We start from the raw sequence: 14,094 nt of genomic DNA, 5'->3' as shown, positions 1-14,094 counted from the left end.
AGGGGAATGTGTGGATAATGTAAGGTGTTCATTACTTATCAAGGGGGCAACACACAATGGAAAACTTCGAATATCGTAATCCAACGAAACTTATTTTTGGTGACGGTCAAGTCAGCAAAATTACAGACGAATTGAAAGCTTTAGATGCTAAAAAAGTCATGCTCGTATTTGGCGGCGGCAGTATTAAACGCAACGGTGTTTATGATGACGTGACACGCGAACTGAGTGCGGCAGGGATCGAATACGTTGAATGCGACGGCGTCGAACCAAACCCGCGTATTGAAACAGCGGAACGCGGTATTAAAATCGCACGTGAAGCTGGCGTTGACGCATTGCTTGCACTAGGTGGCGGTTCAGTCATCGACTGTACGAAACTGATTGCTGCCGGTATCCCGTACGAAGGCGAAGCATGGGATCTCGTCATCGGGAAAGCAACACCAAAAACGGTCATCCCGTTCGGAACAGTCTTGACGCTTGCTGCAACAGGTTCGGAAATGAATTCAGGCTCGGTCATCACGAACTGGAAGACACAAGAAAAATACGGTTGGGGCAGCCCGTTAACATTCCCGACGTTCTCAGTCCTTGATCCGAAGTACACAGTCAGTGTACCGAAAGACCAAACGATTTACGGAATCGTCGATATGATGAGTCATTGCCTTGAGCAATACTTCCATACGGCACATGCACCGGTTCAAGAACGGATGACGGAAGGCGTCATGAAAGCGGTCGTCGAAGCAGCACCGAAACTCGTCAACGATCTTGAGAACGTTGAACTCCGCGGTACCATCCTGTTTGCCGGTACGATGGCACTCAATGGTGTCCTGCAAATGGGCGCACGCGGTGACTGGGCGTCACACAACATTGAGCATGCGGTTTCAGCTGTTCATGATATCCCGCACGCAGGTGGTCTGGCGATTCTCTTCCCGAACTGGATGCGTCATGTCCTCGACGAGTCAAACGCACACCGTTTCGTCACGCTCGGTGAAAATGTCTTTGACGTTGATACGACTGGTAAATCAGAAATGGAAGCAGCACACGCTACAATCGATGCCATCAGTGCGTTCTGGACGTCACTCGGTGCTCCAAACCGTCTTGCAGATTACGACATCAAAGAAGATACAGTCGACTCAATCGTAAAATCAGCAATGACACGCGGAGACTTCGGTAACTTCAAATCACTTGGCAACGAAGATGTCCGCCAAATCGTAACAGCGGCTTTGTAAGCGCCATAACATTTGCTAATCTTTTCACAAAAGACTTGAACGACCTTCCTTCTTGCGTTTTAATGAAAAGGAAGGTCGCATTTGTTTGCGAATGAATAAGGAGGACGAGTGAATGACAACGGTACGTTTTGATTATTCGAAGGCCCTACAATTCGTAGGACAACATGAAGTAGACTATATGGCGGATACGGTAAAAACATTACACGGAGCAATCCACAACGGCACAGGTGCCGGCAGTGATTTCTTAGGATGGGTCGATTTACCGACAAACTATGACAAAGCGGAATTTGAAAAAATTCAGGCAGCAGCTGAAAAAATCAAGTCGGATTCAGACGTCTTGTTGGTCGTCGGAATCGGCGGATCGTATCTTGGTGCACGTGCTGCAATCGAGATGCTGGGTCATTCGTTCCACAACTTATTGTCAAAAGAAGAGCGGAAAGCTCCGCAAATCATTTATGCTGGACATAACATTTCTTCGACGTACTTACACGATTTGTTCCAAGTACTTGAAGGAAAAGATGTGTCGGTCAACATCATCTCGAAATCAGGCACGACGACAGAACCGGCGATTTCGTTCCGTCTGTTAAAAACGTTCATGGAAGACAAGTACGGTAAAGCGGGTGCGAAAGACCGGATTTACGCAACGACGGATAAAGCACGCGGCGCTTTGAAAACACTTGCGGACTCGGAAGGATACCAGACATTTGTGATCCCGGATGACGTCGGAGGTCGTTTCTCTGTCTTGACACCGGTTGGTCTGTTGCCGATCGCAGCAGCCGGCATTTCGATCGAAGAGTTGATGGCAGGTGCACGTGATGCCCAGGTTCAGTTCTCAAACGAGAACTTGGCGGAAAACGAAGCGTACCAGTACGCAGTCGTCCGGAACGCATTATACGCTAAAGGGAAAACGATCGAGTTGCTCGTTAACTACGAACCGGCCTTACACTATGTGTCCGAGTGGTGGAAACAGTTGTACGGAGAGTCAGAAGGAAAAGACTTCAAAGGAATCTTCCCGGCTGCCGTCGACTTCTCAACGGATCTTCACTCGATGGGACAATATGTCCAGGAAGGACGTCGTGATTTGTTCGAAACAGTTATTAAAGTCGGACAAGCGCGTCATGCATTAACGATTGAAAAAGACGCCCAGGATCTCGACGGTTTAAACTTCCTGGAAGGAAAATCGATTCAATTCGTCAACGACAAGGCAGCGGAAGGAACGTTGCTTGCCCACACAGATGGACAAGTTCCGAACTTGACGGTCGAATTGCCTGAGATGACACCGTATCATCTCGGATTCTTGTTCTACTTCTTCGAAAAAGCATGTGCCATGAGTGGATACCTGCTTGGTGTGAACCCGTTCGATCAGCCGGGTGTTGAAGCGTACAAGAAAAACATGTTTGCCTTACTCGGTAAACCTGGATTTGAAGCAGAAAAAGCAGAGCTTGAAGCTCGCTTGAAATAAGCATCCGGACATCTCTCGATTCAGAGGGATGTCTTTTTTTGTCATTCTGGCAAATTCCTACGCACTTTCACTTTTAGAATGCTTTCGAAACAGGTAAAGTGAAGAGAGAAGAAGAAATGAGGTGCACGCATGTGATTACGTTTTTAGATTATTATCAAAATCGGGTTGAACTGAGTTTTGAAGACCATCCGTTTTCAGTCCATCCGCTTCATGTCTGGGTCATTGCCGTGTACGAAGGGAAATGGTTACTGACGCATCACAAGCAACGGGGATATGAGTTTCCGGGTGGAAAAGTCGAGCCGGGGGAGACGGCGGAGGAAGCCGCATACCGGGAAGTCATGGAAGAGACAGGGGGACGTATCGAACGTCTCCAGTACATCGGACAATACCGGGTCGAGGGTCGAGGAGACACGATCATCAAAAATATCTACTTCGCTCAAATCGAATCACTGGTTCCACACCTGGCTGTCGATGAGACGGACGGAGCCTATTTACTAGACGATATCCCGAAACGTTTAGATACGAACCGCCAATACAGCTTCATGATGAAGGACCGTGTCCTTCCGGAGACTCTTCGTGTACTCGCCGAACGCCGATTGGTTTGAGCTCCCGCGGCAGGGACCGTTCCGCACCTTTCGGGTCTTTTATGAAACATCCGACGGGGAACGGGTCGGAGCGTATGTCATCCTGCCGGTTCACGCGAACGGGCAAGGTCTTTTGTATTTACGTGGTGGGACACGTAATATCGGCATGGTTCGGCCGACCCGCTTAATGCAGTTCGCGCAAGCCGGTTATCTCGTCATGGCTCCTTTTTACCGCGGTAATCTAGGAGGGACGGGGAAAGAAGACTTCGGACACCGGGATATCCTCGACGCCATCAGTGCGTTTGATTGGCTCGATCAATATGTCGAGCGGACATCGGTCTTCGGTTTTTCCCGTGGCGGACAGATGGCGCTTTTACTTGCGCACCATCGTGAAGTCGCCCGGACGGTTTCATGGGCCGGTGTAACGAATCTGACTTGGACGTATGAAGAACAACAGACGATGCGAAAAATGCTCAGACGGTTTACGGGGGGAGTTCCGCAACAACAGTTGCAGGCATACCGTGTCCGGTCGCCATTGTATTTTCCGCCTCAAGGGGAAATCTTGCTGATTCACGGATTATATGATCAAAATGTCCGACTGCGTCATGCGACGAACTATGCGGCCCGTTATCCGGAACAGACCCGCTTGATCATCTATCAGTACGCGCATCAATTTCCAATCCATCAAAAAATGCTTGTGACGAAACAAGTCATTGATTGGATGTTATCTGAATAGAAAAGACTTACAAAACATCTTGATGCCTTGCATTGAGATGTTTTTTTCTCCAAATGATGGGAACATTGATATGTTTTAAAAAAGAGATTTTTTAAGGGAAAACGATATTTGGTATACTAGAACATATAAAATAAGCCAGATTAACGGATTTAGAAGGGATATATGAGATGGAAATCTTACTTGCGCGACAACCGATTGTAGACCGGTTTGGTTCGATTGACGCTTTTGAGCTGCTCTATCGTTCCGTTGAAACACCTGCAGTGTTTGATGGTGACTTGGCGACGATGGATGTGTTGACGAATACACTGATTCATCTCGGAGTAGACCGTGTAGCAGAAGGAAAACGATTATTCATTAATTTCACAGGCGATCTGTTGCAGTCTGAACTGATTGATCATCTGAATCCGACTCAATTCGTGATTGAAGTATTGGAGACGGTTCAGATCGATGAAATGATGCTCCAGACGCTGCAAAAATGGAAAGAAGCCGGCTTCGTCCTGGCGCTTGATGATTTCGTAACGGATTTGTTGCGTCACCACGGTCCGGAGCTGTTTGATTTGATTGATTTGATAAAAATTGATATCGAAGCCATCAATCCACGCGAACAAAGTGCAATCTTACATATTTTAAAACGGAACTATCCGCATATCCGCTTTTTGGCTGAACGGGTTGAAACACACGAGGACCACACGCGAAGCCTTGCGATGGGGTATGACTGGTTCCAAGGATACTTTTACGCCAAACCGATGCTGATGAAAGGAAAGGCCGTTCCTCCGCAAGTGCCTGTCCTGTTGAAAATGTTGAAGTGGCTTGATACGGATGACCATTATGATGACGTCGTGGATGAAATCGAGGGCAATCCTTACATCAGTGTGCAAGTACTGCAATTGATCAACTCTCCGGGCATCGGTCTTCGGAACATGGTCAGTTCCGTCCGTCAAGCAATTTCCTTGCTGGGCTTTTCCCAACTGAAGAGCTGGATTTCGTTGATCGTCTTGCGTGAGATGAAACTAGCGAGTCCGTATCAATGGTCGGACGAATTATTGCGTTCATCCTTGCATTGCGCAAAACTATGCCAACTGTTTGCGACGGAAACGAAGACACTGAAAGCAGAAAGTGCCTACATGATCGGCTTACTGTCACACATCGATGCCTTGCTTTCCGTGGATATCGGTGAAATCATCGATCAGCTTCCGATTGAACCGGCTTTGAAAAATGTCTTGCAAGGGGAAGATCACCCGTTTCGCGATTGCCTGTTGCTTGCGATCAGCGCAGACCGGGGCGAGTTTGAACGGTTTGAGATGCTCAGTAATCGGTTCGGGATTATGAAGCACCGGGCTTATGAATTATTAAAAGAAAGCCAAGTTTGGCTTTCTCAAAAAGAACTTCATTTACAAGATAAGACAGATTCCATCGTCTAACACAAAAGGTTGAGCATCCGTTAAGGAGCTCAACCTTTTTAGTACCATCAATCGTTTTTACACGCGGGGACCGGCTGCTTTGATCGCATCGGTCGCACTTTCGAAACGTGCGAAGTTCTGTGTGAATTTTTGTGCGAGTGCGGTCGCTTGTTGTTCGTAAACAGATGCATCCGCCCAGACCTTGACCGGATTGAGCAAGTCAGTCGGAACACCAGGTACTTCGATCGGCATATGCAGACCGAAAATCGGATGTTCTTCTGTCGGGATGTCTGCAAGCAGACCGTTGACGGCCGCATTGACCATCGTTCGTGTATAGGAGAGTTTCATCCGGCTTCCTGTACCGTAAGCGCCGCCGGTCCAGCCTGTGTTGACGAGATAGACTGTGACACCGTGACGATCAATCAGTTCCCCGAGCATCGTCGCATATTTTTCCGGAATCAACGGCAGGAATGGTGAACCGAAGCACGTCGAGAATGTGGCTTCCGGTTCTGTAACGCCGCGCTCCGTTCCAGCCAGTTTTGATGTGTAGCCGGATAAGAAGTGATACATCGCTTGTTCTTTCGTCAGTTTACTGATTGGAGGCAAGACACCATAGGCATCCGCCGTCAGAAAGACAATCGTTTTCGGGTGACCGGCGCGTGACGGAATGGCGATGTTGTCGATTGCTGTAATCGGGTAAGCGGCACGTGTATTTTCAGTCAATGAAGTATCATCATAATCCGGAATCCGCGCATCATCGAGGACGACATTTTCAAGAACGGTTCCGAAGCGGATCGCATCAAAGATTTGTGGTTCTTTTTCGCGTGACAGATTAACTGTTTTCGCATAGCAGCCACCTTCGATGTTGAAGACACCGTCATGAGACCAACCGTGTTCATCGTCACCGATTAATTGGCGACTGTCATCAGCAGACAGCGTGGTCTTACCAGTTCCTGAGAGTCCGAAGAATAAGGCGACATCGCCGCCGTGTCCGACGTTTGCTGAACAGTGCATCGACAAGACTTCTTGTTGGGGTAAAAGATAGTTCATGACAGAGAAAATTGATTTTTTGATTTCTCCGGCATACTCCGTTCCGCCAATCAAGACGATCCGGTGTTCGAATGACATCGCGATGAATGTCTCGGAGTTTGTGCCGTCAACCGCCGGATCCGCTTTAAAATGTGGTGCGTAGACGACCGTAAACGGTTCAAAGGCCGCAACCGTAGGATATTCACGTAAAAACAGCTGTTTCGCAAACAAATTATGCCAAGCATATTCGGTTACGACGCGCACTGGAAGGGTGAAATGCGTATCGGCACCAGCAGCAGCTTCTGTGTAGTAGAGTTGATCTGCTTCGTTCATATAACGAAGAACTTTTTGTAACAGTTGCTCGAATTTGTCCGACTCCATCGGTTGATTGACATGACCCCAATCGATATGCATCTCACATGAGTCATCACGGACGATGAACTTGTCTTTCGGTGAACGACCTGTAAATTTCCCCGTTTCTACAGACAAAGCACCATTTTCTGCAAGAACTCCTTCTTTGTTGCGAATTGCATGTTCGACTAGTTCAGCAACAGACAGTTGTTTGAACACATGCTCCTTCTTGAGTAGTTCTTCGATATTCAGGACCGTCATCGGCATCCTGACCCCACCTTTCCCCTACGTTGGTTTTAGCTCTACTATTAGTATGACACATTTATTATATATGACATACTAATGATAGAGCAATCATTTTCATGCGCTGATTTCTATTTATCTGGAAACGCTTTCAGCATTAACAGTTTAACATCTCTTCCGAAATTTTTCGACTAGAAATTAAAACGTTGCTTGACAGAGTGAGCACAAGTTTATATCATGTAATTCGTAACGGATACTCTTATTCTGAGCAGGTGGAGGGAACAAGGCCCGAAGAAACCCGGCAACCGTCTTATATTAATTTCATCATTAATGTAGGAAAAGGTGCTCTCCTGAAGCGAAGTAAACACTTCGAACGATAAGAGGGTAAAGGAAGAACGCACAACCTTTCCCTGACCATTTTTGGACATGGAAAGGTTTTTTTCATTTTACCGTCCCACTCAACTAGGGGAAATGAGTACACCGTCAAATTCTTTTTTGGGAGGGTCAAACATGACAAACCTTAATCGCCGACTGTTTACGTCGGAATCAGTAACAGAAGGTCACCCGGATAAAATCTGTGACCAGATTTCGGATTCAATTTTGGATGCAATTCTTGCAGCCGATCCAAACGCACGTGTTGCGGCAGAAACTTCTGTCACGACAGGACTCGTATTAGTAGCAGGAGAAATCACGACATCAACTTACGTGGATATCCCGAAAGTCGTTCGTGAAACGATTCGCGAAATTGGCTATACACGCGCTAAATACGGTTTCGATGCAGACACTTGTGCTGTATTGACATCAATCGATGAGCAGTCAGCAGACATCGCTCTCGGTGTTGACCAAGCGCTTGAAGCACGCGAAGGAAACATGTCAGATGAAGAAATCGATGCAATCGGAGCAGGAGACCAAGGTCTGATGTTCGGTTATGCAACGAAAGAAACACCTGAACTCATGCCACTTCCGATCTCACTTTCACACAAACTGGCTCGTCGTCTTGCAGAAGTTCGTAAAAACGGACAACTCGATTACCTCCGTCCGGATGGTAAGACGCAAGTCACGGTTGAATACAATGAGAACAATGAACCTGTTCGCGTTGATACAATCGTCATCTCAACACAACATGCAGAAGAAGTGACGCTTGAGCAAATCCAAGCTGATCTGAAAGAACATGTCATCGCACCGGTCATTCCGACTGAGTACATCGATGCCGATACAAAGTTCTTCATCAACCCAACTGGTCGTTTCGTCATCGGCGGACCACAAGGTGATGCTGGATTAACAGGCCGTAAAATCATCGTTGATACGTATGGCGGATATGCACGTCACGGCGGTGGAGCTTTCTCTGGTAAAGATCCAACGAAAGTCGACCGTTCAGCTGCTTACGCAGCGCGTTACGTCGCGAAGAACCTCGTAGCTGCAGGTCTTGCAGACAAAGCGGAAGTTCAACTCGCGTACGCAATCGGTGTCGCACATCCGGTATCAATCGCGGTGGATACATTCGGTACAGGAAAACTTCCTGAAGCACAACTGGTTGAACTGGTTGCTGAAAACTTCGATCTTCGTCCGGCTGGAATCATCAACATGCTTGATCTCCGTCGTCCGATCTATCGTCAGACAGCAGCTTATGGTCACTTCGGTCGTACAGACATCGAGTTACCATGGGAGCAGACAGATAAAGCCGCTACTCTTGAAGAGCAGGCAAAACGTTTCGCATAATTCATTGTTCAGAAACATCCTTCTAAAGGGTGTTTCTGAACTTTTTTTGTTTCTCCTGAACTTTGCAGGGATACGACTGAAATTTCTAGAAAAGGGTAAAAGAACATGAGTCTGTATTCTGTAAAAGGAAAAGGGGGATTTCGGTATGGAGATACGCGAAGCGGTTCCGACTGATGCAGCACGCATTCATGATATTGCGCTCACGTCTTGGATGGACACATATGAGGAAATCTATTCAGAACGCTCGAAAGCCCATTTCGTTCAAGAAGCGTACCCGCAGGAAGAAGTGGTCCGGGCGATTCGGACAGCGGAGGAAGCACGTGGAGAATATTTCAACGTCGGACTGATTGACGGGGAAATCGTCGGTTTCATTCACGCGATTGATGTTGAGGGAACATGGGAAATCGTCCGATTGTATGTCTTGCCGAAATACCAACAAAACGGGATCGGACGCCGGCTGATCCGCGAACTGGAATTGCAGGGAGCCTCTCCGATCGAAGTGTATGTCGAATCTCGGAACTATAAAGCCCGCCACTTTTTAACGTCGTACGGATTCAAGGAAATCAGTGAGACGACAGAGGAAGTCTTCGGACAAGTGGAACCTGTGACGCGTCTGCAACGTATATATTAAAGAAATGGAATCCGACTTAAGGCGGTTTGGCTGGAGTCGGATTTGTTGCATACTAAACAGATATCGAATGAAGAGGTGAGTTTGTGGTAGAACAACCAACCGGAGTGATCGTTCTTGTATATCCACTCCAATTACGTGCTCGGCCGAGTGAGGCGCTGATTCGTGTATTAGAACGCGAATACGAAGTTCTCCTGGTCGATGCACCCCGTCGTGTATCGTTTGAAGAACATCAACAGCTGTTAAAAGAAGCATTACGTGAAGCCGGTAAACGAAAATTACCGATTCACATCATTGCCTGCAGTATGGGGGCACTTGTCGTCAATCGGCTGCTTCAAGAATATGAGTTGCCGATGGCGAGCCTGACATTCATCTCGCCGTTATTTGATTGGCACAACTCGAAGCAACTAGGCGGCGTCAAACAAGTGTTTGCAAGTGCTTTCGACCGGTTCCGTCCGGATGCTCCGCTCGGCACATTGCCGTTCGGACAGAACAATGAGGATGCTGCACGTCTTGGTGAATTGACGTATGCGGAATATCGCGAGATTGAAGAAGAAATCGTCATCCATGACGAAGAACGTAAGAAACTGCCGCGGGTCCATCTCGCTTGTTTTTATGCACCGGATGATCAGTTCGCCGACGTCAAGTTGACGCTTGAAGTGTGCCGGAAGATGGGCGGAGACCAGATTTATCTGCAACGTCTGCACGGTTTCCCGCACTTCAGTTTTGAACGTTTGAATACGCGGTTTGCTGAAAAGCTATTGCTGTTTCTAAAGATGGTGGAAGATTAAACGGCAACAAGAAAAAGAGGAATCCGGATAGCATCGGGATTCCTCTTTTTGTTTAGTCGATTGTTTGTTTCTTTAATTTTTTTTCAATCGCGACGATGAACGGGGGATTGTTTTGCTGATTCAAGAAACGATATTGCAGGACGGCATAATCCTGTTGCGGGAGGGAAGAGACATGTTCCAATACCGCATCGCGTTCACGTCGTCCTTCCGAGTGGCCATGGTAGATCACGAGGACAACCAGACCGCCGGGGACAAGAACCGGAAGGAGGGCACGGAGTGCTTCGAGTGTTTCTTCCCCGGTCGTCGTAACGGATTTATCACTCCCCGGTAAGTACCCCAGATTAAATACTCCGGCACGGATCGGGCGTTGTTCAGCAAACAAGCGGGCTCCGACATGAATATGGCTTTCATGGTACAAATCGACCCAGTCCAAGACGTGAGCCGCCTGCAGACGGCGTGTCGTTTCTTCGATGGCCTGCTCCTGGACATCAAACGCGATGACCCGTCCGCTCGGTCCGACCTGTTCGGCAAGAAAATGCGTATCATGACCGTTCCCGGCAGTCATGTCGACGACACAATCCCCTTCATGGATGACTGATTCCAATAATTCTTTGGCGTAAGGTAATACACGTGCAAGTGACATGGCAAAAACTCCTCTTTCTGATAATATGCTCTATTTTTTTCTAAGTACCCGGAAAATTGACCCTTTAGTCAAGTGTATCATTTTTCCGATTGTTCGTTTAATAACGAAGTTCCTTGACAGAGAGGAGAATAATTTCGTAAAGTGGCAAGGTTGGAAACTACATTGGAGGATGCTTACCATGCCGAAATTACCTCGCGCGGTCTGGATTCTGGTATTGGCGATGGCGATCAATACGACAGGATCCTCTTTTTTATGGCCGTTTAATACATTATACATTCATGATTATTTAGGAGAGTCGATGACAAAAGCCGGAATGGCTTTATTCGTCAACTCGGCTCTCGCCATTGTCGGAAACTATATCGGCGGAAAAGCATTTGACCGGTTAGGCGGGAAACGGACGCTTGTCATCAGTGTCATTGGACTGGTCCTTGCCTCGATTGGTCTTTGGCTGTTCCATCAGACCTTCACCGGGTATGTGCTGATGTTAGGATTGATCGGATTCGTCGGAGGAATGGTGTTTCCGACCATCTATGCTTTGACCGGTGTCATTTGGCCGGAAGGTGGAAGACGGGCATTTAATGCAATCTATGTTGCCCAAAATGTCGGTGTGGCACTGGGGACCGCAATCAGCGGACAAATTGCAGCAATCGACATCCAGTTCATCTTCATCGCCAATCTGATCCTTTACTTATTGTTTGCCGTCGTCCTTTTTGTGGGGCTGAACTGGATTCAAGTGCATCCGGTCAAACGTCAATCGGTATCGGCAGGGGAAGAAGTGCGGGAGCCGCTCTCGAAGAGTTCAGTCCGGACGATGTTGTACGTTTCGGTCGGCTATGCGCTCTTGTGGTTTGTGTATGTTCAATGGCAGGGAACATTTGCCGTGCATACAAAATCCCTCGGTGTGACAATTTCCGAATACTCGATTTTATGGACGATCAACGGTGCACTGATCGTATTTGCGCAACCGTTATTGACACCTGTCCTGCGCTGGTTTGGTGACGACTTGAAACGTCAGTTGCTGACGGGAACCGGCATTTTTCTTTTGTCCTACGCGATCGTGCCTTTTGCCGGCGGATTCAAGATGTTCTTAGTAGCGATGGTCATTTTGACGATCGGTGAGATGTTCATTTGGCCGGCGGTTCCGGCAATGGCAGCCCGCTTGGCTCCGATCGGGAAAGAAGGCGAGTTTCAGGGGTATGTCAATATCGCCGCTTCGGCAGGGCGGATGATCAGTCCGACTGTCGGAGGGCTGATTTATGATTTATCCGGTATGAATGCCGTGTTCATGACATTGATTGGATTGATCCTGCTGGCAGGATTCACATTCGTTCGGGCTATACCAAACAAGGCGGTAAAATGAGAAAAGGACAGAAGCGATCGCTTGATTCCGCTGTCTGTCTTTTTTGTTGAAGAAGCATATTAAACATGTAAAATGGGTATTGAATTAAAAGGTAAAAATTAATTGATTAACCAAATTAAAGGGAAAATAGTTATGTTCGACGTGTCATATGCCGGAGGTGGAAAAAGATGAGGCGATGTATTTTTGTGGAAGATCAGTTGACGTGGGCATCACTTGTGGAAAATAAATCACTTGATATTTTTTATAGCTATGAATATGTTCATTTGAATGCCCGGACCGATGAAGCGGCCGGACTGATTTATTTTCAAGGAGCATCAGGTGAATTATTTTATCCCTTCTTGAAGCGGCGGATTTTTGACACCGAATACTTTGATTTGATTACGCCTTACGGATACGGAGGTCCGGAAATCATTGGTGAGTTGACTTCAGAAGAGCTGACCGGTGCCAAACGTTCGTTTCGACAATGGGCGATGCGTCAAAAAATTGTTTCCGAATTGATTCGTTTTAATCCGCTGACGGAAAACCATAAACGTGTAGCGGATTGGACGAAAACGGAATTCATTCGCCACACGACAAGCATCGATCTTCGGCCTTCTGTAGAAGAAATCATGCAGACCTTTCATAAAAAAAACCGGAGTATGATCCGGAAATCCTTGGCGTCAGAGCTGACGGTCCGAAGAGGATCGAAAGAAGATTTGCCAACCTTCATCCGTCTTTACTATCAAACGATGGACCGGAAGGATGCTTCGTCGCATTACTATTTCACGACCGAATATTTTGAACAGTTGTTTCAACCGACGGAATTGTGTGAACCGTTATTGTTAATCGCGGAGTGGCAGGGAGAAGCGGTCGGTGGATATTTCGTCCTGCTCGGGAACGAGTATGCACACGGACATCTGATCGGTTGTCAACGTGATGAACATAAACTTTTTCCGAATCAGCGCCTGGAGTATGAGGCGATTTTACATTCCAAGTCAGCCGGCATGGTCGAGCAGCACCTCGGTGGCGGCTATAAGGAACGGGACAGTCTGTTTGAAAGCAAATGTCGTTATACAGGTTACCGTATGTTTGAATACCACCAAGGAAAGACGATTCTTCTTCCCCATGTCTATGAACAATTGTGTCAACGGTACGGAAGCGACGAAGCAGCCAATTATTTCCCGGAATACCGTTATCAGGAGACGGTTTTAGCCACCTGATCATCTGCAGATGATCAGGTTTTTTGGTAGGCTGATAACAGGAGGGGAAATCATGAAAAAAACAGGTTTGATTTTTGATATGGATGGGGTCATCCTCGATAGTGAAATTCAATATTTTAAAGTCCATCAACAGATGTTCAACACGTTATCAATTCCGCTGGATTTGACGCAGTATGCGACATTCATGGGGAAAACCGGGGATGAGATGTGGGAGGAACTGATCACACAACACGCGTTACCGCACTCGACGGAAGCATTGCTGGCACTCGAACACGAATTATTCCAACAGCATGCGAAGCCGGAGACCTGCGGTTTGAAGGACGGCGTAAAAGAACTGATGGAACTGGCCCGGACGGAAGGATACCGGATTGCGATTGCGTCCTCGAGTTCACTTGAAAAAATTAAACGTGTCATTACGCATTATGAATTGACGGTCGATGCTTATACGAGCGGATTTGAAGTCCCGCGTTCCAAACCGGATCCGGCGATTTTTCGTCTGGCGGCAGAGCGGATCAATCAGTCACCCGAGGCCTGTATCGTCATTGAAGACGCCGCAAACGGGATGATTGGTGCCAAAAAAGCGGGCATGGAAGTCATTGCCCTGCTCGACGATCGGATGCCGGCACAAGTCTTGCATCATGCGGATCATGCCGTATCATCGCACGCCGCGATTGGAGAAATTTTACGCAACCGTTGACGGTAAGGGAAGGTTCGGCTTACACTTAC

Annotated in this window: 13 protein-coding genes and 1 riboswitch; of the genes, 11 read left to right on the top strand and 2 right to left on the bottom strand. The window is 47.5% G+C overall.

What is annotated here, in order from left to right:
- The first annotated feature begins 56 nt into the window (after positions 1-56).
- The 5 genes from ABIC15_RS02780 to ABIC15_RS02760 all read left to right on the top strand — a co-directional run bounded on the left by ABIC15_RS02780 (position 57) and on the right by ABIC15_RS02760 (position 5,426).
- Positions 57-1,223: an iron-containing alcohol dehydrogenase gene (locus ABIC15_RS02780; RefSeq protein ID WP_012371158.1), complete on the top strand. Its 1,167-nt coding sequence runs from the start codon at positions 57-59 to the stop codon at positions 1,221-1,223.
- 112 nt (positions 1,224-1,335) lie between these two features.
- The gene (locus tag ABIC15_RS02775) at positions 1,336-2,685 is read left to right on the top strand and encodes a glucose-6-phosphate isomerase (RefSeq protein ID WP_012371157.1); all 1,350 of its coding nucleotides are present in this window, start codon (positions 1,336-1,338) and stop codon (positions 2,683-2,685) included.
- 131 nt (positions 2,686-2,816) lie between these two features.
- Positions 2,817-3,290, top strand: a complete 474-nt coding sequence (gene ytkD / locus ABIC15_RS02770) for an RNA deprotection pyrophosphohydrolase (protein WP_012371156.1) — start codon at positions 2,817-2,819, stop codon at positions 3,288-3,290.
- The gene (locus ABIC15_RS02765; RefSeq protein ID WP_012371155.1) at positions 3,262-4,005 is read left to right on the top strand and encodes an alpha/beta hydrolase family protein; all 744 of its coding nucleotides are present in this window, start codon (positions 3,262-3,264) and stop codon (positions 4,003-4,005) included. Before ytkD ends, ABIC15_RS02765 begins: the two co-directional genes overlap by 29 nt.
- 167 nt (positions 4,006-4,172) lie before the next feature.
- Positions 4,173-5,426 carry an EAL and HDOD domain-containing protein gene (locus tag ABIC15_RS02760; RefSeq protein WP_012371154.1) on the top strand — a complete coding sequence of 418 codons (1,254 nt, stop codon included), beginning with the start codon at positions 4,173-4,175 and terminating at the stop codon, positions 5,424-5,426.
- Between the two features lie 57 nt (positions 5,427-5,483).
- Here the strand turns inward: ABIC15_RS02760 and pckA are convergent, their stop codons facing one another.
- Complete coding sequence (gene pckA / locus ABIC15_RS02755) at positions 5,484-7,052, bottom strand: phosphoenolpyruvate carboxykinase (ATP) (protein ID WP_012371153.1); 1,569 nt, start codon at positions 7,050-7,052, stop codon at positions 5,484-5,486.
- A 232-nt stretch (positions 7,053-7,284) separates the two neighbouring features.
- Positions 7,285-7,411, top strand: a riboswitch (SAM riboswitch).
- A gap of 127 nt (positions 7,412-7,538) precedes the next feature.
- Here pckA and metK point away from each other — a divergent pair.
- The 3 genes from metK (at position 7,539) to ABIC15_RS02740 (ending at position 10,166) form a co-directional block, all read left to right on the top strand.
- Positions 7,539-8,747, top strand: coding sequence for a methionine adenosyltransferase (gene metK, locus ABIC15_RS02750; protein WP_012371152.1), 1,209 nt, complete (start codon positions 7,539-7,541; stop codon positions 8,745-8,747).
- A gap of 145 nt (positions 8,748-8,892) precedes the next feature.
- Entirely contained in the window at positions 8,893-9,378 is a 486-nt protein-coding gene (locus ABIC15_RS02745; protein WP_012371151.1) for a GNAT family N-acetyltransferase, read from the top strand.
- Positions 9,379-9,461: 83 nt separating this feature from the next.
- Positions 9,462-10,166 carry an alpha/beta fold hydrolase gene (locus ABIC15_RS02740; protein ID WP_012371150.1) on the top strand — a complete coding sequence of 235 codons (705 nt, stop codon included), beginning with the start codon at positions 9,462-9,464 and terminating at the stop codon, positions 10,164-10,166.
- 52 nt (positions 10,167-10,218) lie between these two features.
- Here the strand turns inward: ABIC15_RS02740 and mnmM are convergent, their stop codons facing one another.
- Entirely contained in the window at positions 10,219-10,809 is a 591-nt protein-coding gene (gene mnmM / locus ABIC15_RS02735; RefSeq protein WP_290827417.1) for a tRNA 5-(aminomethyl)-2-thiouridylate-methyltransferase MnmM, read from the bottom strand.
- Positions 10,810-10,987: 178 nt separating this feature from the next.
- On the opposite strand from mnmM, the gene ABIC15_RS02730 reads away from it, so the two are divergent.
- The 3 genes from ABIC15_RS02730 (at position 10,988) to ABIC15_RS02720 (ending at position 14,065) form a co-directional block, all read left to right on the top strand.
- Complete coding sequence (locus ABIC15_RS02730) at positions 10,988-12,169, top strand: MDR family MFS transporter (protein WP_012371147.1); 1,182 nt, start codon at positions 10,988-10,990, stop codon at positions 12,167-12,169.
- 167 nt (positions 12,170-12,336) lie between these two features.
- Positions 12,337-13,368 (top strand): peptidoglycan bridge formation glycyltransferase FemA/FemB family protein, encoded by a 1,032-nt coding sequence (locus ABIC15_RS02725; RefSeq protein ID WP_354019674.1) that lies wholly within the window; start codon positions 12,337-12,339, stop codon positions 13,366-13,368.
- 52 nt (positions 13,369-13,420) lie between these two features.
- Entirely contained in the window at positions 13,421-14,065 is a 645-nt protein-coding gene (locus ABIC15_RS02720) for an HAD family hydrolase (protein ID WP_012371145.1), read from the top strand.
- Positions 14,066-14,094 lie beyond the last annotated feature (29 nt).

The organism is Exiguobacterium sp. PvP048 (assembly GCF_040549175.1).
Classification (GTDB): Bacteria; Bacillota; Bacilli; order Exiguobacteriales; family Exiguobacteriaceae; genus Exiguobacterium_A; species Exiguobacterium_A artemiae.
The sequence above is the reverse complement of the archived record's forward strand: the minus strand, read 5'-3'. Positions and strand labels throughout refer to the sequence as shown.

Coding starts and splice junctions, on each gene's coding strand:
- metK (WP_012371152.1), top strand. CDS start 7,539: ATGACAAACCTTAATCGCCGACTGTTTACGTCGGAATCAGTAACAGAA.
- ABIC15_RS02725 (WP_354019674.1), top strand. CDS start 12,337: ATGAGGCGATGTATTTTTGTGGAAGATCAGTTGACGTGGGCATCACTT.
- ABIC15_RS02720 (WP_012371145.1), top strand. CDS start 13,421: ATGAAAAAAACAGGTTTGATTTTTGATATGGATGGGGTCATCCTCGAT.
- pckA (WP_012371153.1), bottom strand. CDS start 7,052: ATGCCGATGACGGTCCTGAATATCGAAGAACTACTCAAGAAGGAGCAT.
- ABIC15_RS02760 (WP_012371154.1), top strand. CDS start 4,173: ATGGAAATCTTACTTGCGCGACAACCGATTGTAGACCGGTTTGGTTCG.
- mnmM (WP_290827417.1), bottom strand. CDS start 10,809: ATGTCACTTGCACGTGTATTACCTTACGCCAAAGAATTATTGGAATCA.
- ABIC15_RS02730 (WP_012371147.1), top strand. CDS start 10,988: ATGCCGAAATTACCTCGCGCGGTCTGGATTCTGGTATTGGCGATGGCG.
- ABIC15_RS02775 (WP_012371157.1), top strand. CDS start 1,336: ATGACAACGGTACGTTTTGATTATTCGAAGGCCCTACAATTCGTAGGA.
- ABIC15_RS02780 (WP_012371158.1), top strand. CDS start 57: ATGGAAAACTTCGAATATCGTAATCCAACGAAACTTATTTTTGGTGAC.
- ABIC15_RS02745 (WP_012371151.1), top strand. CDS start 8,893: ATGGAGATACGCGAAGCGGTTCCGACTGATGCAGCACGCATTCATGAT.